At 62.0% G+C, this 24,711-nt stretch carries 25 protein-coding genes; 19 read left to right on the top strand and 6 right to left on the bottom strand.

What is annotated here, in order from left to right; genetic code table 11:
• Positions 1 to 2: 2 nt before the first annotated feature.
• On the top strand, positions 3 to 992 hold the full coding sequence (locus G3N95_RS12570; protein ID WP_205970305.1) for a nitronate monooxygenase: 990 nt from the start codon (positions 3 to 5) through the stop codon (positions 990 to 992).
• A gap of 85 nt (positions 993 to 1,077) precedes the next feature.
• Here the strand turns inward: G3N95_RS12570 and G3N95_RS12565 are convergent, their stop codons facing one another.
• On the bottom strand, positions 1,078 to 2,022 hold the full coding sequence (locus G3N95_RS12565) for a LysR family transcriptional regulator (protein ID WP_205970304.1): 945 nt from the start codon (positions 2,020 to 2,022) through the stop codon (positions 1,078 to 1,080).
• A gap of 159 nt (positions 2,023 to 2,181) precedes the next feature.
• Here G3N95_RS12565 and G3N95_RS12560 point away from each other — a divergent pair, with 159 nt between their 5' ends.
• Positions 2,182 to 2,553 (top strand): DUF2784 domain-containing protein, encoded by a 372-nt coding sequence (locus tag G3N95_RS12560; RefSeq protein WP_205970303.1) that lies wholly within the window; start codon positions 2,182 to 2,184, stop codon positions 2,551 to 2,553.
• 15 nt (positions 2,554 to 2,568) lie between these two features.
• On the opposite strand, the gene G3N95_RS12555 is transcribed toward G3N95_RS12560, so the two are convergent.
• Positions 2,569 to 3,735, bottom strand: coding sequence for an MFS transporter (locus tag G3N95_RS12555; protein ID WP_205970302.1), 1,167 nt, complete (start codon positions 3,733 to 3,735; stop codon positions 2,569 to 2,571).
• 151 nt (positions 3,736 to 3,886) lie between these two features.
• Here G3N95_RS12555 and G3N95_RS12550 point away from each other — a divergent pair, with 151 nt between their 5' ends.
• The 3 genes from G3N95_RS12550 to flhC all read left to right on the top strand — a co-directional run bounded on the left by G3N95_RS12550 (position 3,887) and on the right by flhC (position 6,082).
• Positions 3,887 to 4,774 (top strand): LysR family transcriptional regulator, encoded by an 888-nt coding sequence (locus G3N95_RS12550; protein ID WP_205970301.1) that lies wholly within the window; start codon positions 3,887 to 3,889, stop codon positions 4,772 to 4,774.
• A gap of 310 nt (positions 4,775 to 5,084) precedes the next feature.
• Positions 5,085 to 5,405 carry a flagellar transcriptional regulator FlhD gene (gene flhD, locus G3N95_RS12545; RefSeq protein ID WP_205970300.1) on the top strand — a complete coding sequence of 107 codons (321 nt, stop codon included), beginning with the start codon at positions 5,085 to 5,087 and terminating at the stop codon, positions 5,403 to 5,405.
• Positions 5,406 to 5,419: 14 nt separating this feature from the next.
• On the top strand, positions 5,420 to 6,082 hold the full coding sequence (flhC, locus tag G3N95_RS12540) for a flagellar transcriptional regulator FlhC (protein ID WP_205970299.1): 663 nt from the start codon (positions 5,420 to 5,422) through the stop codon (positions 6,080 to 6,082).
• 22 nt (positions 6,083 to 6,104) lie between these two features.
• Here the strand turns inward: flhC and G3N95_RS12535 are convergent, their stop codons facing one another.
• Positions 6,105 to 8,165: a phospholipase C, phosphocholine-specific gene (locus tag G3N95_RS12535; protein WP_205970298.1), complete on the bottom strand. Its 2,061-nt coding sequence runs from the start codon at positions 8,163 to 8,165 to the stop codon at positions 6,105 to 6,107.
• A gap of 384 nt (positions 8,166 to 8,549) precedes the next feature.
• Between G3N95_RS12535 and G3N95_RS12530 the strand changes: the two genes are divergently transcribed.
• The 11 genes from G3N95_RS12530 to ugpC all read left to right on the top strand — a co-directional run bounded on the left by G3N95_RS12530 (position 8,550) and on the right by ugpC (position 18,175).
• Complete coding sequence (locus G3N95_RS12530) at positions 8,550 to 8,870, top strand: hypothetical protein (RefSeq protein ID WP_241018433.1); 321 nt, start codon at positions 8,550 to 8,552, stop codon at positions 8,868 to 8,870.
• A gap of 11 nt (positions 8,871 to 8,881) precedes the next feature.
• On the top strand, positions 8,882 to 10,096 hold the full coding sequence (hpnI, locus tag G3N95_RS12525; RefSeq protein ID WP_205970296.1) for a bacteriohopanetetrol glucosamine biosynthesis glycosyltransferase HpnI: 1,215 nt from the start codon (positions 8,882 to 8,884) through the stop codon (positions 10,094 to 10,096).
• 235 nt (positions 10,097 to 10,331) lie between these two features.
• The gene (locus G3N95_RS12520) at positions 10,332 to 10,565 is read left to right on the top strand and encodes a hypothetical protein (RefSeq protein ID WP_205970295.1); all 234 of its coding nucleotides are present in this window, start codon (positions 10,332 to 10,334) and stop codon (positions 10,563 to 10,565) included.
• Between the two features lie 222 nt (positions 10,566 to 10,787).
• Positions 10,788 to 10,985 carry a hypothetical protein gene (locus G3N95_RS12515; RefSeq protein WP_205970294.1) on the top strand — a complete coding sequence of 66 codons (198 nt, stop codon included), beginning with the start codon at positions 10,788 to 10,790 and terminating at the stop codon, positions 10,983 to 10,985.
• A gap of 49 nt (positions 10,986 to 11,034) precedes the next feature.
• Positions 11,035 to 11,610, top strand: a complete 576-nt coding sequence (locus G3N95_RS12510; RefSeq protein WP_205970293.1) for a hemerythrin domain-containing protein — start codon at positions 11,035 to 11,037, stop codon at positions 11,608 to 11,610.
• Between the two features lie 81 nt (positions 11,611 to 11,691).
• Entirely contained in the window at positions 11,692 to 12,474 is a 783-nt protein-coding gene (locus tag G3N95_RS12505) for an inositol monophosphatase family protein (protein ID WP_205970292.1), read from the top strand.
• A 203-nt stretch (positions 12,475 to 12,677) separates the two neighbouring features.
• The gene (locus G3N95_RS12500; RefSeq protein WP_205970340.1) at positions 12,678 to 13,916 is read left to right on the top strand and encodes an ABC transporter substrate-binding protein; all 1,239 of its coding nucleotides are present in this window, start codon (positions 12,678 to 12,680) and stop codon (positions 13,914 to 13,916) included.
• A gap of 27 nt (positions 13,917 to 13,943) precedes the next feature.
• Positions 13,944 to 14,813, top strand: coding sequence for a sugar ABC transporter permease (locus G3N95_RS12495; RefSeq protein WP_205970291.1), 870 nt, complete (start codon positions 13,944 to 13,946; stop codon positions 14,811 to 14,813).
• Positions 14,813 to 15,664 (top strand): carbohydrate ABC transporter permease, encoded by an 852-nt coding sequence (locus tag G3N95_RS12490; RefSeq protein WP_241018453.1) that lies wholly within the window; start codon positions 14,813 to 14,815, stop codon positions 15,662 to 15,664. Before G3N95_RS12495 ends, G3N95_RS12490 begins: the two co-directional genes overlap by 1 nt.
• A gap of 101 nt (positions 15,665 to 15,765) precedes the next feature.
• Entirely contained in the window at positions 15,766 to 16,971 is a 1,206-nt protein-coding gene (locus G3N95_RS12485) for a porin (RefSeq protein WP_205970289.1), read from the top strand.
• A gap of 103 nt (positions 16,972 to 17,074) precedes the next feature.
• Entirely contained in the window at positions 17,075 to 18,175 is a 1,101-nt protein-coding gene (gene ugpC / locus G3N95_RS12480) for a sn-glycerol-3-phosphate ABC transporter ATP-binding protein UgpC (protein ID WP_205970288.1), read from the top strand.
• A gap of 11 nt (positions 18,176 to 18,186) precedes the next feature.
• Here ugpC and G3N95_RS12475 read toward each other — a convergent pair whose 3' ends face one another.
• Positions 18,187 to 19,209: a LacI family DNA-binding transcriptional regulator gene (locus tag G3N95_RS12475; protein ID WP_205970287.1), complete on the bottom strand. Its 1,023-nt coding sequence runs from the start codon at positions 19,207 to 19,209 to the stop codon at positions 18,187 to 18,189.
• A 211-nt stretch (positions 19,210 to 19,420) separates the two neighbouring features.
• On the opposite strand from G3N95_RS12475, the gene G3N95_RS12470 reads away from it, so the two are divergent.
• Together G3N95_RS12470 and G3N95_RS12465 are read left to right on the top strand one after the other, a co-directional pair.
• A complete protein-coding gene (locus tag G3N95_RS12470) occupies positions 19,421 to 20,287 on the top strand; it encodes a phosphatidylinositol-specific phospholipase C (RefSeq protein ID WP_241018432.1) in 867 nt (288 codons plus the stop codon).
• 356 nt (positions 20,288 to 20,643) lie between these two features.
• Complete coding sequence (locus G3N95_RS12465; RefSeq protein ID WP_205970285.1) at positions 20,644 to 21,954, top strand: MFS transporter; 1,311 nt, start codon at positions 20,644 to 20,646, stop codon at positions 21,952 to 21,954.
• Positions 21,955 to 22,208: 254 nt separating this feature from the next.
• Here G3N95_RS12465 and G3N95_RS12460 read toward each other — a convergent pair whose 3' ends face one another.
• The gene (locus G3N95_RS12460) at positions 22,209 to 22,472 is read right to left on the bottom strand and encodes a hypothetical protein (RefSeq protein WP_083775954.1); all 264 of its coding nucleotides are present in this window, start codon (positions 22,470 to 22,472) and stop codon (positions 22,209 to 22,211) included.
• A 257-nt stretch (positions 22,473 to 22,729) separates the two neighbouring features.
• Between G3N95_RS12460 and G3N95_RS12455 the strand changes: the two genes are divergently transcribed.
• Positions 22,730 to 23,572 (top strand): hypothetical protein, encoded by an 843-nt coding sequence (locus G3N95_RS12455; RefSeq protein ID WP_205970284.1) that lies wholly within the window; start codon positions 22,730 to 22,732, stop codon positions 23,570 to 23,572.
• 41 nt (positions 23,573 to 23,613) lie between these two features.
• On the opposite strand, the gene G3N95_RS12450 is transcribed toward G3N95_RS12455, so the two are convergent.
• On the bottom strand, positions 23,614 to 24,630 hold the full coding sequence (locus G3N95_RS12450) for a sensor domain-containing diguanylate cyclase (RefSeq protein WP_241018430.1): 1,017 nt from the start codon (positions 24,628 to 24,630) through the stop codon (positions 23,614 to 23,616).
• Positions 24,631 to 24,711 lie beyond the last annotated feature (81 nt).

Raw genomic sequence — 24,711 nt, 5'->3', positions numbered from 1 at the left:
TCATGAGCACAACAACCGTTAGTGAGTTTGCTGGAAATGCCGTCACGAAGCTGTGCGGTATCCGATATCCCATCTTCCTCGCCGGCATGGCGGCGATTTCCGGTCCGAAGCTCGTTGCCGCCGTCGCCAATGCGGGCGGTATGGGGACGATCGGAGGATTGCGTTTGCCGCCGCTCGCGTTGAGGCGTTGGATGCGCGAAACGAAGGAACTGACGGACAAGCCGTTCGGCGTGAATCTCGTGCCTTCGTTCGGCGGGCCGGATGTATTCGAAGCCCAGTTTCAGGTCGTGCTGGAGGAACGGCCGCGCATGTTGTCGCTGTTCTATGCGGAGAACTATCCGCAGATGATCGCGCGTGCCAAGGAAGCGGGCATGGTCGTCATGGTTCAGGTCGGCTCCGTCGAGCTTGCGCGCCGGGCCATCGCGCACGGCGCCGACATCATTACCGCGCAGGGCAGCGAGAGCGGCGGTCATCTGAATCGCGGCACGATCGGATTGCTCTCGCTGCTGCCGTCGCTGATCGAGGCTGCCGATGGCCGCCCCGTGCTCGCGGCGGGTGGCATCACGAATCGCGACGACGTGCGCACGGTGATGCAGATGGGCGCGGCCGGCGTGCTGGCGGGCACGGCGTTCGTCGCGTGCGACGAATCGAACGCGCATCCGCTCTACAAGCAGAAAATCGTCGATGCCACCGTCGACGATACCGAATACCGGACCGGCTATTCGTTCGGCTGGAAATACGGCACACCGCATCGGGTCATTCCGAACCGGGACAAGTGGAACCTGTTGCGTTTCATGGGCGGCGGCGCGCGCGCGATCGACAAGCCGAAGATGGCGCAAAAGCTGTCGTTGTACGCGGGGCAGGGTGTCGGCAAGATCGACCGCGTGATGTCGGCGGCCGAACGTGTCGAAGAACTGGCGAAAGGGCTTGCTGAAGAGCGTGAGCGGGATTCGGTGGAGTGCTTCGAGGAACTGCAACTGCGCTACGCGTAGCGCACAGTAGAGCCTCACGAACGAACGGCGGCGCATGAGCGGAAGTGCATGCGCCGCCGTTTTTTAAGCAGCGATCAAACGAACATCAAGCAGTGTCGAAACAGGCAAGTGCGGAAGCCAGCGCGTTTTCAGCGCGTGCGGGCCTTATGTCCGTGTCGATCGCGAACTGTGCATGGGCGAGATCGGTCAGCGCGGTCAATGCTGGTGTGACGATGCTGTCCTTGTTGCGGATGAACACGGTTGTCACGTGCGAGAACTCCGGCGGCAGCGCGTGGCAGTGCACGGAATGCCGCGTGCCATGACCCTCCACCACCGATCGCGGCAACAAGGTCACGCCCATTCCCGCCGCGACACATGACATGATTCCGTCCAGCGTGCCAAGCTCCATCACCTGGCCGGGAATGATGCCTGCCTGATAGAACCAGTGTTCGAGCGTCGAGCGATAAAAGCAACCCGTCCTGAATGCGAGCACCGTTTGACCGGGCATCTGGCGGGCGAGGGCGTCGAGCGATTCGAACTCCGTCCCGCTGACGAGAACCAGTTCTTCCTGAAAAACCTCGTCCTGATGAAGGGACGCATTCTGATGGAAGCCGCCGACGAATGCGCCGTCCAGCCGATGACATTCGACGGCCTTGATCAACTCGGCCGTGGTGCCCGTCATCAGTGACAGCTGAACCTGCGGATACCGCTCGTGATACTTCGCGAGCACTTTCGGCAAGCGGATGGCCGCCGTCGTTTCCATCGATCCGAGCCGCAGCAGCCCACGCGGCGAAGCATTGTCGAGCAGCGCGTTGCGGCTCTCGTCCGTCAACTGGAGGATGCGTTGCGCGTAGCCGAGAAAGATCTGCCCGGCCGACGTGAGCATCACGCCGTTCTTTTGCCGGATGAAAAGTTGCTGATTCAACTCACCTTCGAGTTCCTTGATCCGCATGGTGACGTTCGACTGAACGTTGTGGATTTTTTCAGCCGCTGCCGTGAAGCTGCCGCATTCGGCCACCGCACAAAACATTCTCAAATGCCGCAGTTCCATCGTGCGCCTCGCCGGATCACTTCGGATGATGAAGATTCAGGCTAGCACATCGGACCTGGTGATTGACCTGCGTACGAAGACACAAACGCGGGCATCGTTGACGCGGTGGAAAAGGAGCGGAGCGGGTATCCTGCATGAAGGCTTCTGGCAAGGGATGCCATGATCCGGCTAGCCGACGCAGTACTCGTGTTGCATGCACTGATCGTGCTGTTCATCGTCGGCGGGCTGCTGGCGATCTGGGCGGGCGCGGCGTTGCAGTACGCGTGGGTACGCAATCGTGCATTTCGCGTCGTGCATCTCGCGGCAATCGGCATCGTCGCGCTGCTTGCAGCACTCGATGTGCCCTGTCCGCTCACTGTCCTGGAAGACCGGTTGCGCACAGGCGCGGCGAGCGGGCAAGGTTTCCTTCAGTGTTGGGTGAGTGCATGGATGTACTACGATCTGCCGCTGTGGGTGTTCGCTGTCGCCTATGTCGCGTTTCTGCTGATCGTCGCGCTCACGTGGTTTCGCATCCCGCCTCGCGGCAGGTGAGCGCAGTGTATCGAATCATTCCCGCAGCGCTTCGCGGGCGATACGCGGCCTGGCTTGCATCATCAGCGACAGGCAGCCGAGCGCGAGACCGACCGCGCACACACCAGGCCATTGCCAGACGCTCCACGCCCAGATCCCCAGCGAGGAACCAAGCGCGCCGCCTGCGAAACGGATCGTCATATAGAGCGTGTTGATGCGGCTCATCGCATCGCTTTTGATGCTCATATTGCGCGCCATGTTCGCGACGTGTCCGCTCTGCAAACCGAGATCGAGAACGATCACGCCCGCCACGAGTCCGGCGATGGTATGGCCCGAGCCTGCGAGGATCGCGAACGCCAGCACGAAGATGACGCTGCTTGCCAGCACGACGAGCCGCGGATTGCGCCGGTCGATCAGCTTGCCTGCTTTCGTCGACGCAAGCGCGCCGACCACGCCGACGAGGCCGAACAGCCCGGCGACTTCGCTTCCATAGTGCGCATCCATTGCGCGCAGATGGAAGGCCAGCGTCGCCCAGAACGCGCTGAATGCGGCGAACTGCAATGCCGCGATCGCCGAGGTCTGACGGATGAGCGGCTCTTCGCGGAGGAGCGTCCACAGCGAGCCCATCAGGCGTCCGTATGTGCCTTGGTACGTCGGTTGCGCGCGCGGCAAGGCCCGCGACAGCACGGCCGCCATGACGAGCATCGCTGCCGCCGCGAGCCAGTACACGCTGCGCCAGCCGAAATGCTGCGCGATCGATCCGGAGATCGTGCGCGATACGAGGATGCCGCACAACAAGCCGAACATCACGATGCCGACGGCTTCGCCCCGTTGCTGCGGGCCCGCGAGTTGCGCCGCGAACGGCGTGAGCAATTGCGGCGCGACGCTTGCGAGACCCGTCAGAAAACTGGCTGCCACGAGCCAGTTCAGTGTCGGCGATAGCGCAATCGCGGCGAGGGCCAGGCTCGCGATGCACAACAGCGTGCGCAGCATCGAACGGCGTTCGAGCTTGTCGCCGAGCGGCACGAAGAGCAGCAGGCCAAGCGCATAACCTGTCTGCGCCGCGACCGACACCGTCCCCGCTTGCCGCTCGCTGGTATGAAACGCCAGCGCGAAGTCCGCGAGCAAGGGCTGGTTGTAGTAGTTGTTCGCGACCACGATGCCGGCCGCGCCGGCCATGAGCCAGTAGATCGATCGTTTCATCTGCATTGGGTTCCGTGACTTCGCCGTGCGTCGGGCAGGCGGATGTTGACGTCGATTTCGTCTCCAGTTCGATGAATGTAGACTATTCCGAAAATCGCCGGTATCCCTGTCGAACGGCAAGTACCCTTGCCAAATTCGGAAGAGTCGAACCATGGACCGTTTTGAAGCAATGAGCGTCTACGTGCGGGTCGTGGAGGCGGGAAGCCTGTCCGCGGCGGCGCGGGCGATTCCGATGTCGTTGACCTCGGTCAGCCGGCATATCGCGGCGCTCGAAGAGCAGTTCAGCGCGCAACTGCTTCGGCGCACCACGCGCAATCTGGCGATGACAGACGAAGGGCGCATTCTCTACGATCGCGCGAAGTCGATTCTCGGCGACGTTGACGAGCTTGGCAGCGCGCTGTCGGCGGGCCGGGGGAAATTGTCGGGACGGCTGCGGATCGCCGCGCCGAACCTGCTCGGTCGGCTGCTGATCGCGCCGCTGTTGCCGCGCTTTCTCGCGATGCATCCGGAGGTGGCCGTCGATCTGATGCTCGTCGATCGCGTCGTCAATGTCGTCGAGGAAGGCTTGCATCTCGCCGTGCGCGTGGGGCGTCTGCCGGATTCGAGCCTCGTCGCGCGCAAGCTCGACGACATCGAAATGGTGGTGTGCGCGGCGCCGTCGTATCTTGCGCAGCGCGGCACGCCCGGCAAGCCCGACGAGTTGCGCCAGCACGACTGCCTGGTTTTCTCCGATGCGGCCGGGCCCGTGGACTGGCGTTTCCAGTCGGGCGCGACGCGCACGCGGGTCAGCGTGACAGGGCGTCTGTGGATGAACAGCCTCGACGCGCTGGTGTCGGCGGCGCTCGAAGGGGCGGGCATCGTGCGTGCGCCGGCGTGGCAGGTGGCGGCGCATATCGATGCAGGGCGCCTGCAGCGTGTGCTCGACAGGTTTGCGCCGCCCGCGACGCCCGTGCATGTTCTGTTCGAGCGCACGAAGCTGGCGTCGCCGAAGATCAGGACCTTCGTCGACTATCTCGTCGATCGATGGGGCCGCGTGTGAATCGGGTCCGCGCGACGGCGTGCGCTATTCAGGTTCGCCCAGTGCATCTGGTGCGGGAATAATGACATTCAAATTGAATAGATCCGATTTGCTCTGCATTGAAACCCGTGAAATCGGAAATCATTTCTTATTTAAAATTAATTGCGTTCTATTGAAGTGTTCGTTAAAAACAAATGGCCGCGTGCGGAGTCTCTTCATACAATTCGCTCAATGCCTCGCGTGCGCCATGCAGCGCGGCGAATAGAAAAAATCAAAATCGCATACAGGTGGAAATAGCGGGGAAGCATTCAGGGACTTCGGAGCTAAAAAAATGGACCGTAGCAGCGAAGTGATCGAGCAAATCCGCGAAATCAATCTCTCATACATCATGCTTGCGCAACGGATGCTCCGCGAGGACAAGGCTATCGGCATGTTCCGCCTGGGCCTCTCGTCGGATGTGGCCGATATTCTCGCCCGGCTGTCGCTCGCGCAGATCGTCAAGCTGGCCAGTTCCGAGCAGCTGCTTTGCTCGTTCCGCTTCAACGATCAGGCGATACTGGCGGCCCTGACACACACATCGAGGCACGCAGAAGTGGCCTCCACGCATGCTGCCCTGCTGCTGGCTGGTCAGCCGGCAACGCAGTTCGGTTGAGCCAGGGGGCGGCCATGTCGAAGAAGAGCCTCAGCGAAGACGCACAAGAAGTGTTCCGCGCGATTGCGTTGATCGAACTCGGCGCGCGCATGCAGGTACTCGAAAGCGAACTGACACTGTCGCGTGACCGCATGATCCGCCTGTACCGCGAAGTCAAGGGCGTATCGCCGCCCAAAGGCATGCTGCCGTTTTCGGCCGACTGGTACACGACGTGGCTCGCGAACATCCACGCTTCGCTGTTCTACAACACCTACCGCTTTCTAAGGGACGAGGCGCGTTGCTCGCATCTGGACGCGCTGACCAAGGGCTATCGCCTGTATCTCGAACATTGCCGTCACAACCAGACGGAACCCGTACTCGATTTGACGCGTGCGTGGACGCTGGTCCGCTTCTTTGACGCCAACATCTTGCAACTGACGCCCTGTTGCCGTTGCAGCGGCAAGTTCATCGGGCACAAGCACGATTTGCAGCACAACGTCGTGTGCGATGCCTGCCAGCCGCCGTCGCGTGCCGGCAAGACGAAGAAGGCCGCTGCCGCGAAACGCGAAAACCAGCCGCAGCTTGTCGAAGTGCATCACGCCGCCAACGACGTTGAAACCATCGCTGCCGTGGAAAGCATCGCAGCCGTCGAGACCGTTGCGCCTGGCGTCTTCGAGGAAGCCGTGCTGGCAGCGTGATATGTGGGATCTCGCCTGAGACTCAGGCGGCGGCAGGATCGCTGATAAGGTTGCGCCCGTTCTCCAGTCGGCCCGCCAGGCGCCGCAGGAATGCCGGTCGCCCAACGACTCTCACCGACAGGTCGTACCAGTTGCCGCTCGTCGAGACCTGCCAGCGGGTAACCGTTTCCCCGTTGGCTGGGACCAGGAACGTCCAGGGACCGTCCGAACGATAAGCATTCGCCGTGACCACGAATGTGCACGCTGTGCTGCCTGGATTCATCAGTCTCAGGCAGACGTCATTGCTTGCACGTTCGTATGTGATCCTGATCCCGGGATCAACCGTTGCCGTATCCGACGTGTTGGAGACTTCACCCGCGAACGTACGCAGAAAACCATTCGGGCCGCGCAACGCGAGATGGTACTGGGTGCCCTTCAGCCTGGTATGACTCCAGCTGTCGGACAGTGTCGTGCCCGGTGCGAGTGCATAGCGACTCGGTGGATTGGTCCGGGTCTGAAGATCGTAGACAGATAGCGCGATGCCTCCCGGCCCGGCGTTCGTCATCACGAGGCGAAGCATCCCGTCACGCACGTCCACATTGGCCTCGATATCGTAGGGCAGTGCCCGCGACACGCGGATGCCTCGCTCCTGTTCCGGCATCGATTGCGTTACAGGCACAGTCGGCTCCGGCAACGAGCTGCACTGACGGTTGGCTTCCGATACATACTTGCTCGTATCGGGCAGCGACGGCCACGTCACGTCCCGAGTGCGGAAGTCGAACGCCGACATGAGGTTGCCGCATATCGCGCGACGCCACGTGCTGATGTTCGGGCAGTGGATCCCAAAGCGCCGCTCGATGAACTGAATGACCGACGTGTGATCGAAGATCTCCGAACACACGTAGCCGCCTCTCGACCACGGTGAGATGACGGTCATCGGCACGCGGAAACCGAGACCCAGCGGCAGCCCCTCGAAGATTTCTCCCGTCGTGGCAATCGTCGTCCTGCCGTCTGCGTCTGTCGCAGGCGGTGTCGGTGGCGGCTCGTGATCGAAGTAGCCGCCCTGCTCGTCATAGTTCAGCAGGAACACGGTCTTCGACCAGACATCAGGATTGGCGACAAGACCCGCAAGCAGACGCGCCGTGAGGTCTTCTCCCGCCTGCGGATGGTAGCTGGCGTGTTCGGATAACGCCGCTGGTGCGATGATCCATGAAACCTGCGGCAGCGTGCCGGCGGCGACATCGGCAGCGAAAGCGCGCACGACATCGTCGACTCTTGCCATGCCTTTCCGGTAAAGCGCGCTGGATAACGACGCAGACCGGAAGTTACGAAACAGCGCCAGCGCGTTATCGTCGAAGTTATCTGCCTGCTGATACACGCGCCAGCTTACGCCCGCCGCTTCGAGCGTTTCGGCGACCGTCGGCCATTCGAAGCCGGGGGCCGGCTCGGCGTTGTCCAGTATCGGTAGAAAACCGGCTGACAGTCCGTTGCTGCCGCTGAAGAGATGCAGGCGGTTCGGGTTCGTCTGTGTGAAAGTCGATGCATAGTACTGGTCGCAAATCGTGAAAGCATCGGCCAGTGCGTAGTAAAACGGCAGATCGCGCCGGTCGAAATAGCTCATCCCGAGTCCAGTGGAACGAACCTTGTTCCATTCGTCGCATCGGCCCTTGTCCCACATCGCAATGTCGACCGGATAGTTCATCGCGGGCGCCGGCGCACATGTCGCCCGCGTGGCGGCGGTGTCTGCATGGAACGGCAGGATCGGGCCGGTGTCGGTGGGCTGCATCCATACGGGGTCGCCGTTGGGCAGCGCGATCGCCATCCGGTCGTTGAAGCCGCGCACGCCTCGCAGCATGCCGAAGTAGTGGTCGAATGAGCGATTCTCTTGCGTGAAGATCACGATGTGCGCGACGTCGTTGACCGTGCCCGTCTGGGTGGCGGGACGCGTCGCGAGTGCCTTCTGTATGAGCCGTGGCATCACGACCGCCGCAATCGATGCCCCTAGGCCGCCCACAGCCGTTCGCAGAAACGCACGCCGCCGCGTGCGAGCCTTGCTTTGCTCTGCATCGCGCAGACCGTGCTGGTTTTTGCGAGTGGTTTTCATCGCTGCGATCGCTGTTGGATGCGCATGGCCTTGGCGATAGCCTGTCGCCAGGACAAATCAGATCTGATTCGTTGGCAATGCTACATGAGTGGCCTTAACGAAACATTAAGAGGAGTATGTTATGGCAGCTCCGTGTCATTGCTCTGGTTCGGGATGGCGTTAGCTTTCAGATTGGTTCGCTTGCCTCAGCTTATCGAAAGCTACGGTAAACCTGCGTAACAGTCGCTTAACGTCTTCTTCAGATTTGCCCCATTACGATCACATGAATCGGGCTAAATACACGAGAGTTGCCGGCGGCCGTCAATCGATGACACCTCTGTCGAGCGATCGTCGATGAGAACGCGAATGAATCGCACAATGGTTAGATCAATCCGGGCGCATCTGATGACCGCGTCGATTGCCGCAACGGGCATCGAAGTGGTCGTCCTCGTGCTGATGTTTTTCTTCAACATCGATGAGGCCACGTTTGAAACGACAGGTTTCAGGCTGGCAGTTGTCGCTGCGATCGTCGTTGTCACTGTGTTGACACGGCTGTTCGCGCTTGACGCATACCGCCTTGCGTTGCGGGAGTGGGGCATGGACGCGATCGTGGGCGAGCCCTACTATGTGCACCAAGGGTGTCGTTTTCGGGCCCTCGTGTCGCTGCATCTTCGTTTTGCCGGCGCAACCAAAGACTGCGGCGCTGCCGAACGCCGTTTCATTTGACGAGACACCACATGGCGCCAGATGCACTCGCTAACGCAGCGTCATTCCTGTCATTCGATGGGGCCCGGCTTGCGTTGACATACTTCTTCGGCTTGTGCTCTGCCTTTGGCGTCATCTATACGATAGTTGCCGCGGCACTGATCGGTTCTTTCTTCGCTCGCCGTTCTCCGCCATGTACCCGCTATCCCGCGGTGACCGTCATCAAGCCGCTGAGCGGAATGGAAGCGGCGCTCCTGTCGAATCTGCGCAGCTTTTGCGAGCAGGATTATCCGGGAGAAGTGCAGTACCTGTTTGGTGTGCATGACGCGCGCGACCCCGCGCTCGAAGCCGTCAGGGAATTGCAGCGCCTCTATCCCGCTGCGCACATCACCACGATCGCCAACAGTGCGCTGCATGGCTGTAACCGAAAGGTCAGCAATCTCATCAACATGCTGCCGGCCGCCGCTCATGATGTCTTCGTGTTCGCCGACAGCGACGTCACAGTTGATAACGACTATCTTTCGCGTGTGGTCGGAGAACTTCAGGCTGAGGGCGTGGGACTCGTGACATGCGCGTATGTGGGCGTACCCGATCCAGGCTTCTGGCCGCAGCTCTCCGCGCGTGCAGTCGACTATCAATTTTTGCCGGGTGTGGTGACAGCGCTCAGAGCGGGCCTCGCACAACCTTGCTTCGGCCAGACGATCGCAATGCGGCGTCAGACGCTCGATACCATCGGAGGTCTTGGCCAGTTTGCCGGTCTGTTAGCGGAAGACCACGCGATCGGGGTCGCCGTGCGAGCCACCGGACAGAAGGTAGTGGTGCCGGGTTTCGTGATCGGGCATGCATGTCCAGAGACCACGGCGGTACGCCTGATGGAACACGAGTTGCGATGGAGCCGGACCATCCGGCGTGTCGATCCCGTTGGCCACGCAGGATCCGCGCTGAGCTATCCCATCGCGTGGGCGACGCTTGCGCTCGTGACGGGAGGGGCGCCTGTCTGGGCGGTGGCGCAGTTCCTGATCGCGCTTGGCGCGAGGGCACTGCTTCAGTCGCGCATCGACATGCTCCTGAAGCGGCCCGTTCGTAGCTTGTGGCTCCTGCCGTTTTGGGACCTCGTCGCATTCGCCATACTCTGTCTGAGTTTTTCTTCCTCGCATGTGGTCTGGCGTGGGGTCAGCTTCCGGGTGGATGGCCGTGGGTTGCTGACGGTCGAGCCGGAGCGCTCGTCCGCCGATCGCACCAGCTGACCGGCATCCCCGGTTTCGCCGATCGAACACATCTGCAAGTACTTCATACCCAGCCTTCTCGCGCGGCATGTCTCCGTGCACGACAAGACGATTCAATCGCATCGGATCCTTCCTGACCGACGGATGCGCTGCGTCCTTCATTTCCACCTTCGAATGGATATGCCCGGGCCCATTTTCTGCTGCGGTGATTGCGCACTTCGCAAGTGTTTAACCAGTTAAGAAATGGAGCTTTCGGATGAACAGAATCGTACTCCTGGCCGTTACAGCCACTGTGTCTCTTGCTTTCGCCAACGTCAGCTATGCGGAAGGCTGTACGAAAGGTGCGGCGGTGGGCGGCGTGACGGGACACGTCGCGGGCAAACACGGCGTCGCCGGCGCAGCAGCAGGGTGCGCGATCGGGCACCACGAAGCGAAGAAGAAAGACAAGGCGGCGAGCGATGCTGCTGCGAAAGGCGCCGCGAACAAGTGACCAACGTCGATAAGTGACCATTGCATTCGCCCGGACCGGCCAGTCGCCGGGCCGGGTTAGAGCGTCCCAGAGCGGACGAGTCGAACCAGGCGAATCTTCGAAACCGTCTCCGGTTCCAGGTCTTGTGGCATGCGACAAAATGCGCGTCGACAGGTTTGGATGCGCATCTATCCTTGAGAAAAGACCTTGATACATGGAACATTCGAATCAACGGAGACGACGATGCTCAGCCTTCATGAGATCGCAGCGCTCATGCTGCTCGAGACGGATTCACAGTCAGAAGATCTCGATCTTGGCGATCTGCACGCGCTGTGCGAGCGCCAACTTGTCTTGCTGGAAAACCTCGCATCGGGACACGCGCAAAGGCGATTGACCGCGCAAGGCCGTTCGGTATTGAAGTCCGTCGGAAGGATTCACTAGCCGCTCTGGCTGTGCAATACCCAAAGATCCGACCTGCTGGAGAACTCACATGCAGCAGCCAATTGCACGGAGAGCGGTACACACCATCGTCCGCGAACATCAACAGCTTTCGGCTGTGATCAACGGCATGAGCCGGTTTGTCGAGTCCTTGTCTGAAGGTGCGCATGCGCCGCCAGCGATCGTCATGCGGGCCATGCTTTACTACATTCGGGAATATCCGGAGCAGGTTCATCATCCAAAGGAAGACAAATATCTGTTCACGCGCTTGCGATCGCGCACCGATGAACTGGACGACGTCATCGAAGAACTGGAGGCGCAGCATGTCGAAGGCGAAGCGCGGGTGCGGGATCTCGAACGCGCGCTGACCCGCTATGAACTGATCGGGCAATCCGCGGCGCCGGCATTGCGGACGATGGTCGCTCAATACGCGGCGTTCTACAGCCGTCACAGGCTGCTGGAGGAGGAAGTGATCTTGCCGGCGGCGTTGCGGTTGCTTTCTGCTGCAGACTGGATGGAGCTGGACGAAGCGTTCGGCGACAATCGCGATCCATTCAACGGCAGCGAGCTTCAAGGCGAACTGGACCGTTTGTACGCGTTGATCGTCAGTGCGGTTCCGGCATCTTGACGCCGGCACGCGTGCGCCTAAACTGCACGCTTGTCCGTGAGCGCCATCGTGGCGCTCGCATCTCATCCGCGAGTTCGATCAATGAACGACATGCAAGAGCAACTGCGCTTTCTCACAGCCTGCGCAGTTGCGCGTGAGGCCGGCGCACTTATCCGCAAGCGCTTCATGGAGCGTGACGACACGCTTGCGCTTCAGTTCAAGGGACCGCAGGACTATCTCACCGAAACGGACGGCGAAGCGGAGCGCCTGATCGCGCAGAGACTGCGCGCCGCGTTCCCGGACGATGGCTTCTTCGGAGAAGAGGGTGGTGGCGCATACGGCCCGCGCGCCTGGGTCGTCGATCCCATCGACGGGACGTCCGAGTTCGCACGCGGCGTACCGTACTTCTGCGTGTCAATTGCTTTTTTGCTCGACGGGCAGGCGCAGATCGGCGTGCTCTACGATCCGATGCGCGATGAGCTGTTCGCGGCCTGCCGTGGCGGCGGGGCGACGCTGAACGGTCAGCCGATAAAGGTAAGCACGATCGACGACATCGCACGGTCGGCAGTGGAGCTGGGCTGGTCCGCACGCGTGCCTTACGAGCGCTATGCGATCGTGCACGGCCGCCTGCATGCGCTGGGTGCGGGCGTGAAGCGGCGCGGCTCGGGCGCGCTCGGTCTCGCGTATGTCGCGATGGGGCGCCAGGATGCCTACTGCGAACTGCACATCAACGCGTGGGACGCCGCCGCGGCCGTGCTGATCGTCGCGGAGGCGGGCGGCTGGGTCAACGACTTCCTCACGCCGGAGTGTCTGGCGCACGGCAATCGTGTGATCGCCTGTACGCCTGCATTGCGCGCGGCGCTCGAGGACGCCATGGACGCCTGAGCGCACCTCGCGGCGCCGCAAACCTCGCCCGACACACATTCGTCACGATCTGTCGCCAGAATCTGGGCTGCCGTCAATCGGCACTTATTTTTGCGCGGCGTTGCACACGTGTGCAACGCTCGACAAAGGGTCCGCTGCCTGTGGTGCGCGGACGTCGTTTCCCATCGAATGGATCGAGATTCATGGCTGCCATGAAAAAGCGAATGAACGTGTTCACCTGTTTGCGCGCCGTTTCGGCGATGCTCGCGCTGTCCGCTGCGGCGTGCGCGGCGCACGCCGCTGATCTGGTGATCGCGGGCCGCGACGACATATACGGCCGTGGTCTCGCACAGGCGGTCGCGGGCTACGAGAAACTGCATCCGGGCGTCGATATCGAACTGCTCAAGCTGCCGAACAACGATCTCTATCAGAAGCTCAAGCTGTCGATGCGCGAGAGCACGGGCGCCTACGACGTCGTGATGATGGACGACACGTGGTCGCCCGAATTCATCGGCAACGGCTGGCTGCAGCAGTTGCCGGCGACGCTCGCCGACGCGGACATGGTGGCCTCCACCGTCGCGTTGGGCCGTGCCTCGTCGGGCGCGCTGTACGCGCTGCCGGTTGTCGGCAACGTCGAGATGTTCGCGTATCGCAAGGACCTGCTCGCGTCCCACGGCCTTCAGCCGCCGCGCAACTGGGACGATGTGCTGAAGATCGCGCGCACGCTCGGCGCGGCGGACAAGGGCCAGGCCGGCGTGGTGTTTCGCGGCGTGAAGGGCAACCCCGTCGTCACCGGCTTTCTGCCGATCCTCTGGGCCTATGGCGGCGACGTGCTGGACGCGGGCGGCAAGGTGACGATCGATTCGCCCCAGGCGCTGGCTGCGCTGAAGATGTTGATGCAACTGAAGGCCTACGCGCCGAAGGACGTGGACGTGTACGGCGCGGCCGAAGTGCGCGATTCGCTTCAGAAGGGTGCGGCCGCGCAGGCCATCGAGGTCTGGCCCGCCTGGATCCCGGCGCTCGACGATCCGTCCAGGTCGCGCGTGGTCGGCCAGATCGCGTTGCAGTCGCCGCCGGGTCAGGTGCAGGGGCCGGCGCCGATGCTCGGCATCTGGCAGATGGGGATTCCGAAGGATGCGGCGCACGCGAAGACTGCGGCGGATTTCCTTGCATACCTGACCTCGCCCGCCGTGCAGACGCAACTCGCCGTGCTCGGCATTCCGCCGACGCGCGCGAGTGTGTTTGGCAATGCCGCGCTCGTGAAGCAATACCGCTGGTATCCCGATCAGCTGAAAGCGCTCGAAGCAGGGCGTGCACGGCCGCGCGTGAACGACTGGCAGCAGATCGAAGCGATTCTCGGCGACTCGCTGCAATTGGCGCTGACCGGTCAGGTTGCGCCCGATGCTGCGCTCCATCAGGCCGCGCAAAAGATTGCGCAGGCTATGCCTCGCGCCGTGAAGTAACTTGCGCGAGTGCACTGGAGACGCCTGATGAATGCGCTGCGCCGTAACCTGCCGCTGATCGTGCTGATGAGTCCGGCCGTGCTCGTGCTCGGCGTGCTCGCGCTCTATCCGATGGCGCGCGTGATGATCGACTCGTTCTTCGATGTCGATTTCGCCTCTGGGCGGCGCATCTTCACCGGGTTCGCCAACTATCGCGCGGTGATCGCGGACAGCGCGTTCGGCACGAGCTTCTTCAACACGTTGCAGTTCATGATCGTCGCGTCGCTTGCCGAGGTGCTGCTCGGGCTCGGCTTCGCACTGCTCTTTGCGCGTTCGTTTCCGGGCCGCAAGATTGCGTTGCCGTTGGCGGTGCTGCCAATGATGCTCTCCACGCTTGTATGTTCCGCGATCTGGCGCAACTGGCTCAACTACAGCGGCTTTCTGAACGCATTGCTGACGACGATCGGCGTGGAGCCGGTGCAGTGGCTTTCCGATCCCCATCTGGCGCTGTGGTCGCTGATGCTCGTCGACGTGTGGCAGTGGACGCCGATGGCGTTCCTCGTGATTCTCGCGGGGCTGCAATCGATCGCGCCTGAAATTCTTGAGGCGGCGCGCACGGATGGCGCGAGCGAATGGCAGTGTCTGCGTCACATCACGCTGCCGCTTGTCGCGCCGCACATCATGCTCGCGCTGCTGCTGCGCTCCATCGACACCTTCAAGCTGTTCGACAAGGTGTACGCGCTCACGGGCGGCGGTCCGGGCAACGCGACGCAGACGCTGTCCACCTACATCTACGACACGGGTTTTCGCTTCTTCAACGTCGGGCCTGCCAGCGCCGCGTCGGTGCTGATGCTGGTCACGTGTGCCGTGCTCGTCTCGGGATACATATGGAAATCAGCCGTCAAGCGGGGCCGTTGATGCAGGTTGCACGAAGCGGCTCTCGCTTGCTGCGCCGGCGCGGTGCGATCGCGCGCGGACTGCTGCGCGGCGGCGCATTGGTGTTCGTGCTGCTGCCCTGCGTGTGGATGGCGGGCACCGCGTTCATGCCGACGCTGGAGCGTCTCGATCATCCGCTCGCCTTGTGGCCCGCTGCGCCGACGCTCGAGCATCTCAAGGTGGTGTGGGAGAGCGGCATCGGGCGGCCCGTGCTGAATTCCGTGCTCGTCGCGCTCGGCGCCACGCTGCTGGCGCTGGCCCTTGCCTTTCCAGCCGCCTATGCGCTCGCGCGGCTCGCGTTTCCGGCGCGGCTTGATGTGCTCTTCCTCGTGGTCGTGCTGGCGCTCAAGCTGATGCCGCCGATCACGGTTGCCGTGCCGCTTTTCTCGCTCGCGAGGTGGCTCCATCTGCTCAATTCGTCGCTGGGTCTGATCTTCGTCTATCAGATCTACACGCTGCCGATGGCGATCTGGATGCTCTTGCCATTCGTGCGTGAGGTCCCGCTGGAGTGCGAAGAGGCCGCGAGGCTGGATGGCGCGAACTTCGCGCAGTGCATCGTGTATATCGTGTTGCCGCTGTGCATGCCGGGGCTCGTGGCAACTGCCATTTTCGTGTTCATCACGGCGTGGAACGAGTTTCTGCTGGCGCTGCTGTTCGTGTCGTCGCCGAGTCATTTCACGCTGCCGCTCGCGATTGCGGGCTATGTCACCGAGAACGGCATCGACTGGGGCGAACTCATGAGCGCCGGGCTGATCGCCTCATTGCCCACGCTCGCGTTGGCGGGTTACGTGCAACGCTACCTGGTGCGGGGCTTCACGGGTGGTTTGAAATAAGAAGAAAGCGCGCGCCGCCCACGCGGTGACGGCGTGCACGCAGGAGACGGAAGTGACGGGAAGGCATCTGCGAATACAAATATTTTAGGAGTCCAATTCGAATGAAAAAGCACTACACATTGAGCGTCGCACTGGCGGGGCTGACCGTTGCATCCGTGTCCAACGCGCAGACCAGCGTCACGCTGTACGGCGTGGTGGACAACGGCATCGCGTGGCAGAACAGCAGCACGTCGAAAGGCTCGACGTCGGGCGGCCATTCGGCCGTCACGATGACGAACGGCGCATGGGCGGGCAGCCGCTTCGGCCTGAAGGGATCGGAGGATCTGGGTGGCGGCACATCGACGATCTTCCAGCTGGAGGCGGGGTTCAACAGCGAAAACGGACAGTCGCAGTTCACCGGCGGTCTTTTCACGCGTCAGGCCTTCGCGGGCCTCGCGAACGCGAACTACGGCACCCTCACACTCGGTCGACAATACACGGCCTACTATCTGATGCTCTCGCCGTATAGCCCGACTACGTATCTCACGGGCTTCTTCGGCGCGCATCCTGGCGATATCGATTCGCTCGACACGACGTACCGCGTCAACAACGCGGTCATGTATACGTCGCCGAAGATCGCGGGCTTCACATTCAGCGCGTCGTATGCGCTTGGTGGCGTAGCAGGCGACTTCAATCGCGGTTCCACCTGGAGCGTCGCGGCACAGTACCTGAACGGTCCGTTCGGGATCGCGGCGGGCGTGCAGCGTATCAACAACTCCACGCCGGGCGGCGGCACGTGGGGCACCGATTCGACCACGAACTCGGGTGGTCAGCCCGGTCTTTCGGCGCTCAACAACGGGTATCAGACGGCGCAGGCGCAGCAGCGAATCGCGGTGACGGGTGGCTATCGCTTCACGCCCGCGTGGGACGTCTCGTTCTCGTATTCGAACGTGCAATACGTGCCGGGCATCGGGTCGGCGTTCCATCAGGAAGCGATCTTCAACACGGGCGGCCTCGCGTTGCACTGGAAGCCCGGCCCTGCGCTCGATCTCGCGGCCGGCTACAGCTACACGTGGGCCACCGAAGCGAACGGCATCCATCATGCCGCGCAGTATCACCAGATTTCGCTCACGCAGTACTACGCGCTCTCGAAGCGCACGGGCGTGTACACGGGTGAGGCCTTCACGCGCGCGAACGGCCAGACGCTCGGCTCGAACGGCGTGCAGATCATCAACGCTACGGCAACGGTTGGCGACGGTTTCAACAGTACGCCGTCGTCGTCGGGCAGCCAGGTGGTGGTCGGCGCGGGCATCCTGCATCGCTTCTGATCTCGACAACCCATCCCGGCCCGCTCCGCTCTTCGCGCCGCCGACGGTTGCGCGGCGGGGCGGCGCCGGTGCGATTCTCTTTTCCAGTCTGGAGAGTGCTTACGTGTCCACACTCGCATTTCGTTCGGTTGGCAAGACCAGAAAGCCGGCGCATCGTGTGCTGCACGAGATCGATCTCGACGTGGCCGATGGCGAGTTCGTCGTGCTGGTCGGCCCGTCGGGCTGCGGGAAATCGACGCTGCTGAGGATGACAGCAGGGCTCGAGTCTGTGACGTCGGGCGAGATCTTGATCGGCTCGCGCGTGGTGAACGACGTGCCTTCGCAGGCGCGCGACATCGCGATGGTGTTTCAAAACTATGCGCTGTATCCGCACATGAGCGTCGCAAACAATATCGCGTTCGGTATGAGAATGCGCGGTATGGGCGAAGCGGCGCTGCGCGAACGCGTTCAGGCTACCGCGCGATTGCTCGCGCTCGAAGCGCTGCTGGAGCGCCGTCCCGGCGAACTCTCCGGTGGCCAACGGCAGCGCGTGGCGATGGGCCGTGCGATCGTACGCGAGCCGAAACTCTTTCTGTTCGACGAACCGCTATCCAATCTCGACGCACGGCTGCGTTCGCAGATGCGCGTGGAAATGCGTGGCCTGCACGCGCGGCTCGGCACGACGACGCTCTATGTCACGCACGATCAGGTCGAGGCGATGACGCTGGCGCAGCGCATCGTCGTGCTGAACCAGGGGCGCATCGAGCAGATCGGCACGCCTGCGCAGATCTACGAGCGGCCGCAGACGGCTTTCGTCGCGAGCTTCATGGGGGCGCCCGCGATGAATCTACTCAAGGGACGGCTGAGCGCGAATGGCGATAACTTCGTGCTCGATGGTGAGACCGAAGATGCGATCGATCTGACTGGCGCATCGGAGCGTCACGCGTTGATGCCGGGTCGTGCGTATCTGTTGGGTATCCGTCCGGAGCACGTGGTCACGGGTGGTGCCGATGGAATGCGTGCGACCCGCACCACACGCCTTGCCGTTGGACTGTGCGAAATGCTCGGTGCCGACAACCTGGCGTTTTGCACATGGGCGGGCCAGCAGATGATCGTGCGCCTGCCTCACGGGCAGCGTGCTGCGACCGGCGAGGGACTCGATATTCACGTGCCGTCCGAGCGCATGCACTTCTTCGACGCCGAGTCCGGCCGCCGCGTCGACTGATGGCCGCGCGACTAGCCGCAGGTCTTGCGCATCACGTACTCGACGGGCACGACGCGTGTGCGCGAACCCGCCGAGGGCGCATCGATGCGATCCAGCAGCATGTCGATCGCCGCGTCGGCAAGCCCTTTCGCGTCCTGGCGGATCGTCGTGAGCTGGTAGTTCTCATAGCCGGACGCAGGAATGTCGTCGAAGCCGATCACCGAAAGATCGCCGGGCACGTGCAGCCCGTAGTGCAGCCGCGCGGTATCGATGAAACCGAGTGCGAGCAGGTCCGACGAGCAGAACACGCCATCGGGCCGCGTCTTTCCTTCAAGCAGCGCGTGCGCGGCGGCCACGCCGCATTCATACGTGTCCGACGTGCTGACGTGCGTCGCCGTGTTCAGCGCGCTACCCTTGCCGAGACGTTTCCCCGCTCGCGTAAAGCCTTCGTTGCGCGCACGTGCGCTATAGCTCGTTTTCGTGGGACCGACGAATACGAGGCGTTTCGCGCCGGAGTCCGCGAGCGCGCGGACGGCTGCCGTGGCGCCCGCGGCGTTGTCGCTGACGATCAGGTCGGCGCCCGGCAGATCTTCCGCGCGGTTGATCAGCATCACGGGGACACGGGAATCCAGATACTGGCGCGCGAGCCCGACGGGCGGCGACGCCGACGTCATGATGACGCCCGCGATGCGATAGCTCAGCAGCATTTCGAGGGACTGCCCGATCTGTCGCGGGTCTTCGGCGTTGACGACGAGCGGCGTGAGCGAATGACGGCTCAGGGCGGTGATGATCTGCGCGAGCAGCTTCGCGCGAAAGGGATTCTCGAAGCCAGCGGTGACGACGCCCACCGTGGTGCTGCGCTGCATGATCATCTCGCGCGCAATCATGTTCACCTGATAGCCGAGCGCGCGGGCCGTTTCCATGACGAGCTCGCGCGTTTCCGGCGCGATGCTGGCCGTGGGCGAAAACGCGCGGGAGACGGCGGAGCGCGAGACGCCTGCGCGACGCGCGACGTCGGCGGCGGTGACCCAATGCTTCTTCTCTTTCTCTGTCATGCGGTGAGGGACGAAAGTGCGGGGTGACGGGCCGTTCGCTATGGCCGGTGAAGTCGTTGGCGCACATGATACGGCCTCTACCAGCCAAATTTCGTGACGAACCGGGCGAGCTGTTTACCGGATGTTTAATCGCGTGGAGTGAAATGACTCCGAACGCGGCATTTCCATCTTCCTATCTCACTCACTCATGCATGCCTTCACGACCGATGCGATGACGCCGATGACCGACTGGATGTCGACGCTCGATTCCAACGCTTTGCTTTCCACGCTGACGCTGCCGGGCAGCCACGACACCTGCGCCTACACGGTCGACGACCGCCTCGCACGTACGCAGCGCGCGTCACTCGACGAACAGTTGCACAACGGTGTGCGCGTCCTCGACATTCGCTGCCGCCACGAACGGGATACGTTCGCGATTCATCATGGCGGCATCGCGCTCGGCCTTGCGTTCGACGCAGTGCTCGAGACATGCAGCCGCTTTCTTGACCATCACCCTGGCGAGTGCATCGTCATGTCGGTGAAGGACGAGTGGGCGCCTGATGCATGCAGCCGGACCTTTTCGCAGACGTTCGAGTGGTACGTCGCCCGGTATGCGGGCGTGCGCTGGCACCTCGGCAACGAGATTCCGACGGTGGGAGCCGCGCGTGGCACGATCGTGCTGCTGAGGCGCTTCGCCAGCGCACGGCCACTCGGCATCGACCTGACGGCCTGGCCCGACAACGCCACGTTCGAACTCGACGAAGGACCCGCGCGGTTCTCCATTCAGGACGAATTCCGCGTGCCGGTGGCGGCATCGATCGACTTCAAATGGCGCGCAATCGAAGCGCAACTCGATGTCGCGAGCGCGGGTATGCGGGAGCGCTGGCGTATCAACTTCTGCAGCGGCACGGGCATGGCGGCGCCGCCCGTGGTCGTGGCATGCGGCGACGCGCACGTACGCGGCATTCATGCGCGTCTCGCCGCGAAACTCGCCGCAAGTCGGCGCCCGTGCGGGACCGTGTTACTCGACTTTTGCGACTGGCAGAACTGGGAACTCGTGCGCGCGCTGGTCGCGTGCAATTTTGCGGCAGGTGTCTAGCCTGTTTCGAACTGCACGCATTGCTATCTGTTTTGTTTATCGCATGGCTTTGGTAGCGTTACCGAAGCATGCTGTGCCGTAGCATCGGAAATCCCCCGTCGCGCCGCAAGCGAGCGGCTTCCCTCGCGAATCGCAATCCGTCACTTATATGAGCCGGCTTCCGGGTCACCGGAAGTGATGCGTATTCATATGGTTTACCCGGCCCTTCCGATCGTTCCTCGATCCGCTTAACGTGCGCCGATGCAAGGAACGATGGCCGCTACCCCACGCGGCGTATATCCATCGTCTCCGGCACACGGTCCAGGGCTTGCTCACATTCGAGGCCAGATCACATTCAATCAGATGAAGAGGGAAGTATGCGTTTGGGTTGGTACTCTGGCCTCACGCCTGTCGAGCGGCGCACTTTTTGGGCTTGTTTTGCGGGCTTCGGCCTCGATTCGATGGATGCGACGATTTTCTCGCTGGTCATTCCGGCGCTTATCGCAACCTTGGGCCTGACGCATCCTCAGGTGGGCTACCTCGCCACGGCTGCACTGATAGGGACGGCCATCGGCGGATGGGGGGCCGGCATTCTCGCCGACAAGATCGGGCGTGTGCGTATCTTGCAGTTCACCATCTTGTGGGTCGCCATTTCCACCATCGCCGCAGCTTTCGCAAGCTCGTTCCCGATGCTGTTTGGCATCAGGTTCCTGCAAGGCCTGGGATACGGTGGAGAGGCAGCCGTCGGCGGGGTCCTGATAAGCGAGGTCATCCGGCCTGCGCTGCGCGGCCGGGTTGCTGCCGCTGTTCAGAGCGGCTACGCGCTTGGCTATGCGATATCGGTTGCGTTGCTGCCGATCATCGCTTCATTGTTTCCCGAGCAGATCGGCTGGCGTGTGTTCTTCGCACTCGGTGTGGTGCCTGCCGGCCTGGTCTTCTTCATTCGCCGGCTGGTGCCCGAGTCGGGTGTCTACGCCGAGGCAAAGGTCGCGAGTCGCAGCGGCGTAGCGGCAACACCGTTTTGGGCAATCTTCGCGCGGGGTCATCTGCGTCGTACCGTGGCGGCGGTCATCATGGCGACGGGAATCTTCGGCGGGGCCTATGTGATGATCACCTGGCTGCCGACTTATCTGCGCACCACGTTGCACCTGTCGGTTGGTTCGAGTGCAGGCTATCTCGCGTGCAACATCCTTGGCTCGCTGGTTGGGCCGCTGCTATACGGCTTGTTGTCCGACCGTCTTGGCCGCCGACCTGCGTTCATGACGTTCCTCGTTCTGCAGGCCGGCAACGTAGCCATCTATCTGCTCGCGCCGATCGGACCCAGCGTGACCGTGGTACTCAGTTTCTTCCTCGGCGCGTTCCAAGGGGCTTTGGCGTCCGGCATGCTTCCTACGTTTGCCGAACTATTTCCGACCAATATCCGGGCAAGCGGTCAAGGCTTCTGCCTGGGCGGCGGCCGCGGCTTTGGCTCGATCGTTCCGGCAACCGTTGGCTTGCTCGCAGCGGCTTTGCCGCTCGGAACCGCGATGGGCACGTGCGCCCTGTGTGCTTACGGCGTTGCTTTCTGTGCAGCGGTGTTCCTGCCCGAGACCAGCGGCACTGAACTCCATGAGACGACGCACGATCGCACTGAGCACGCCGATGGCTGCGCGGACACGCATACGAATCAGCTGGAGGTTCGAGGCTGAACCTTCAGCGCGTCGCTCTTCGACGCTGAAACGAAAGCTGCACGAGCACGCGCATGCAGAGCACTCGTCGCTGACTTTGCGGCGAGAAAGATCGGTCTGGCCGACGCGTTGGCTATCCTCGGCGGTACGCACCGAGTCCGGGCAGGTGATGCCCGGAGATCACACGGCGGGTCGACCGATCTGCTGGCCCTCAAGAGCATGAGGAAGGCCGAGGCTCTTCCTCGCTATTCTCGAACCGGCCAACTCTCGACTGGCTAGTGCCCGTGCGCCTCGCGCAATTCGGCGGCCGTTCTCCGTCGTTCACTGGGGCGGACGTGGAACGCCGCGCCGACGACAAAGAGGATTCCGGCTACAGGCCAGACATAGATGGCGGCCGCGATGGCAAGCCAACATGCATATTCAGGTGGGTAGGCGTGGAGTGCCCATAAAAAGCAGGCAACTGGTGACATCAGTGCGGACAGAGCCGACCAATTAAGAAAAGCTGCGACCTTCGCTTTCTTTTGCGTCTCAGATTGCATGCCTGTCTCCATGAGGAATGGCACTGGCTATAGCGTCGCACAGTAGTCCCTTCACGAATACTTGGCGAAATCCCTGAGATATGCAGATTTTATGTCAGCTTATTGAAAGCATGGCGAGGACAAACATGCGTATAAAAAGGGGTGCTCTTCAAGGACGCTCCATGCATAAAGCGTAAAGGCCGTGACAACTCAGCTATGGCAGAATCGCGCTTGACCGAGTCCCGATTCAAAAAAATAAAACAGAGTTCACATCCGCCATGTCTTTGAGTTTTCCGAAGCGATATACGACCTTCAGGGTGGTCGTTTGCACGATGATGCTGCAAAGCCTTCACTCGCTGCAGTTATTCTCTTATTTGGGTTTTCTGTATTCACACTCGTGGTCTACGTTCAAGGCGGCAATGCCGTCGCAACTATTGATGTGTGAAGCGGTATGGCTTGCATCTACCATTACGAGCCTGGTCGCCAGTATCGCTTTGTTTGACCGACGCAAATGGGGGCGAACGCTGTACGTCTGGACGCTCATTGCGAATCACGCCATTGGGCTCTTGACGCCGTTTCGGCTTTTTTCGCTGATTTCGCTACCGTTCTCGGGCGCGTTGATTGCCATACTGTACAGTCGGCAGAGCCGCGACTTCCTGGAAGAGCACCGTACCCCGCGCGAACGATCCCTGCGAGATTGCATCCGGATTGGCGCTCTCGCTGTTTCGTGTTCGCTTCACTATCTGGCGATGTCGTTTTCGGTAAGCCGCACAGGGTGGCTCGCCATGCTAATGCCGAATGGGCGCCCGTTGGATCTTCTTGTCGTCGCAGCGGTCGCACTCGTCATTGGTCTCGCACTTTCTCAGCAGGGGCGGCGAGCCTGGAATTGTGGCGTCACGCTGATGGTCTTTTCGGTGTCGATGACGGGTCAGTTGATCGTGAACGTCGCGACAAGCACGCCGCTCGTCAGATATCTGCCGCCGCCGTTCCGCTTCATCGCGTATCCGTGGTCAGTCATGATTCCGTACACGGGAATGGTGGCCCTCGTGGCTTTTACGTTGCTTCAGTCGAACCGCCCGCATACGCCGGGACCTGCTCTCAAGATGCCAGACTTCACCTGACGCATTGATTGGCTTCGTGTTCGATGCCGATCGGGGAAACGTCACATACGTTCCTCTTTTCGCCGCCGCTTGGCCGCGTACATGGCCTGATCAGCCCGATCGATGAGCGTCGTCATCTCGACGCCGTCATCGGGGAGCACGGCCGCGCCGACGCTGATGTCGAGATCCAGCGCCCGTCCTTCGAACTCGAACGGCTCACGAATCTGCTCGACGATGCGCATGCCGAGTGTTTCGGCGTCTGCCTTCGAACTGATGCCGGGCAGAATGAAGGCAAACTCGTCGCCGCCGACACGCGCCACCGTATCCGAGCGTCGCGCTGCTCTGTTCATGCGTATGGCAGCTTCCTTGAGTGCTGCGTCTCCCGCGCGATGGCCATAGCGGTCATTGATCGGCTTCAGGTCGTTGAGGTCGAGATTGAGAATGCCGAGCCTTTCCGACGACCGTTGCGCCAGATGAATGGCCTGTCGCAGCCGGTCGTAAAACAGCGCCCGGTTAGGCAGCCCCGTCAGCGCATCGCGCGTGGCCAGCAAGTAAAGCTCGCTTGTTTCGTATCTGGCAGCATGAAACATGGCTGCGGCGATCAGTTCCGACATCAACTCCAGAGCGCGAATGTTGTCGTCGGTGAATGCGTCGGCGGCCTTGCCCACGACCTTCAGTACGCCTACTGTCGTATCGAGATGCCTGAGCGGCGTCACGATCATCGAGCGCAGGCCCACGCGCCGGCATGCCTCGCGATCGACGCGAGGATCGGTTTCCGAATCTTCGCAGCGCAGAATGTCGCCCGACTCGACGCACAGACCCGACAGGCTGCCGCTACGCTTGAGACGCAAGCCCAGCAGATTCGCAGCGATGCCCGAGCTCGCGCGGTAGACCATCTCATCGCCCTCCGCAAGCTCGACGACCGCGCCGTCTGCCGTCGTCAATTGCTGGACCCGCTCGGCGACGAAGCTCATGACACCGCCCAGGTCGAGTCCGAGTTTGGCGATCTCCGTCTGCGCTCTCACGATTGCGAGTAGCGTCTCGCTGCTGGGTACAGCATTGCTGAAAACTGTCTGCAAGATTCTCTCCACGAGCACGTTGCCCCGCATTTTACGGAACAAAGATTCATGAAGGACATCTGCATGTTCTCGATCGGGAGC

Source organism: Paraburkholderia sp. Tr-20389 (assembly GCF_017104565.1).
GTDB lineage: Bacteria > Pseudomonadota > Gammaproteobacteria > Burkholderiales > Burkholderiaceae > Paraburkholderia.
The sequence above is the reverse complement of the archived record's forward strand: the minus strand, read 5'-3'. Positions and strand labels throughout refer to the sequence as shown.

What these genes read in the sequence shown, in the direction of transcription:
- G3N95_RS12570 (WP_205970305.1), top strand. Translation starts at nt 3, where the DNA reads ATGAGCACAACAACCGTTAGTGAGTTTGCTGGAAATGCCGTCACGAAG.
- G3N95_RS12565 (WP_205970304.1), bottom strand. Translation starts at nt 2,022, where the DNA reads ATGGAACTGCGGCATTTGAGAATGTTTTGTGCGGTGGCCGAATGCGGC.
- G3N95_RS12560 (WP_205970303.1), top strand. Translation starts at nt 2,182, where the DNA reads ATGATCCGGCTAGCCGACGCAGTACTCGTGTTGCATGCACTGATCGTG.
- G3N95_RS12555 (WP_205970302.1), bottom strand. Translation starts at nt 3,735, where the DNA reads ATGAAACGATCGATCTACTGGCTCATGGCCGGCGCGGCCGGCATCGTG.
- G3N95_RS12550 (WP_205970301.1), top strand. Translation starts at nt 3,887, where the DNA reads ATGGACCGTTTTGAAGCAATGAGCGTCTACGTGCGGGTCGTGGAGGCG.
- flhD (WP_205970300.1), top strand. Translation starts at nt 5,085, where the DNA reads ATGGACCGTAGCAGCGAAGTGATCGAGCAAATCCGCGAAATCAATCTC.
- flhC (WP_205970299.1), top strand. Translation starts at nt 5,420, where the DNA reads ATGTCGAAGAAGAGCCTCAGCGAAGACGCACAAGAAGTGTTCCGCGCG.
- G3N95_RS12535 (WP_205970298.1), bottom strand. Translation starts at nt 8,165, where the DNA reads ATGAAAACCACTCGCAAAAACCAGCACGGTCTGCGCGATGCAGAGCAA.
- G3N95_RS12530 (WP_241018433.1), top strand. Translation starts at nt 8,550, where the DNA reads ATGACCGCGTCGATTGCCGCAACGGGCATCGAAGTGGTCGTCCTCGTG.
- hpnI (WP_205970296.1), top strand. Translation starts at nt 8,882, where the DNA reads ATGGCGCCAGATGCACTCGCTAACGCAGCGTCATTCCTGTCATTCGAT.
- G3N95_RS12520 (WP_205970295.1), top strand. Translation starts at nt 10,332, where the DNA reads ATGAACAGAATCGTACTCCTGGCCGTTACAGCCACTGTGTCTCTTGCT.
- G3N95_RS12515 (WP_205970294.1), top strand. Translation starts at nt 10,788, where the DNA reads ATGCTCAGCCTTCATGAGATCGCAGCGCTCATGCTGCTCGAGACGGAT.
- G3N95_RS12510 (WP_205970293.1), top strand. Translation starts at nt 11,035, where the DNA reads ATGCAGCAGCCAATTGCACGGAGAGCGGTACACACCATCGTCCGCGAA.
- G3N95_RS12505 (WP_205970292.1), top strand. Translation starts at nt 11,692, where the DNA reads ATGAACGACATGCAAGAGCAACTGCGCTTTCTCACAGCCTGCGCAGTT.
- G3N95_RS12500 (WP_205970340.1), top strand. Translation starts at nt 12,678, where the DNA reads ATGAACGTGTTCACCTGTTTGCGCGCCGTTTCGGCGATGCTCGCGCTG.
- G3N95_RS12495 (WP_205970291.1), top strand. Translation starts at nt 13,944, where the DNA reads ATGAATGCGCTGCGCCGTAACCTGCCGCTGATCGTGCTGATGAGTCCG.
- G3N95_RS12490 (WP_241018453.1), top strand. Translation starts at nt 14,813, where the DNA reads ATGCAGGTTGCACGAAGCGGCTCTCGCTTGCTGCGCCGGCGCGGTGCG.
- G3N95_RS12485 (WP_205970289.1), top strand. Translation starts at nt 15,766, where the DNA reads ATGAAAAAGCACTACACATTGAGCGTCGCACTGGCGGGGCTGACCGTT.
- G3N95_RS12475 (WP_205970287.1), bottom strand. Translation starts at nt 19,209, where the DNA reads ATGACAGAGAAAGAGAAGAAGCATTGGGTCACCGCCGCCGACGTCGCG.
- G3N95_RS12470 (WP_241018432.1), top strand. Translation starts at nt 19,421, where the DNA reads ATGACGCCGATGACCGACTGGATGTCGACGCTCGATTCCAACGCTTTG.
- G3N95_RS12465 (WP_205970285.1), top strand. Translation starts at nt 20,644, where the DNA reads ATGCGTTTGGGTTGGTACTCTGGCCTCACGCCTGTCGAGCGGCGCACT.
- G3N95_RS12460 (WP_083775954.1), bottom strand. Translation starts at nt 22,472, where the DNA reads ATGCAATCTGAGACGCAAAAGAAAGCGAAGGTCGCAGCTTTTCTTAAT.
- G3N95_RS12455 (WP_205970284.1), top strand. Translation starts at nt 22,730, where the DNA reads ATGTCTTTGAGTTTTCCGAAGCGATATACGACCTTCAGGGTGGTCGTT.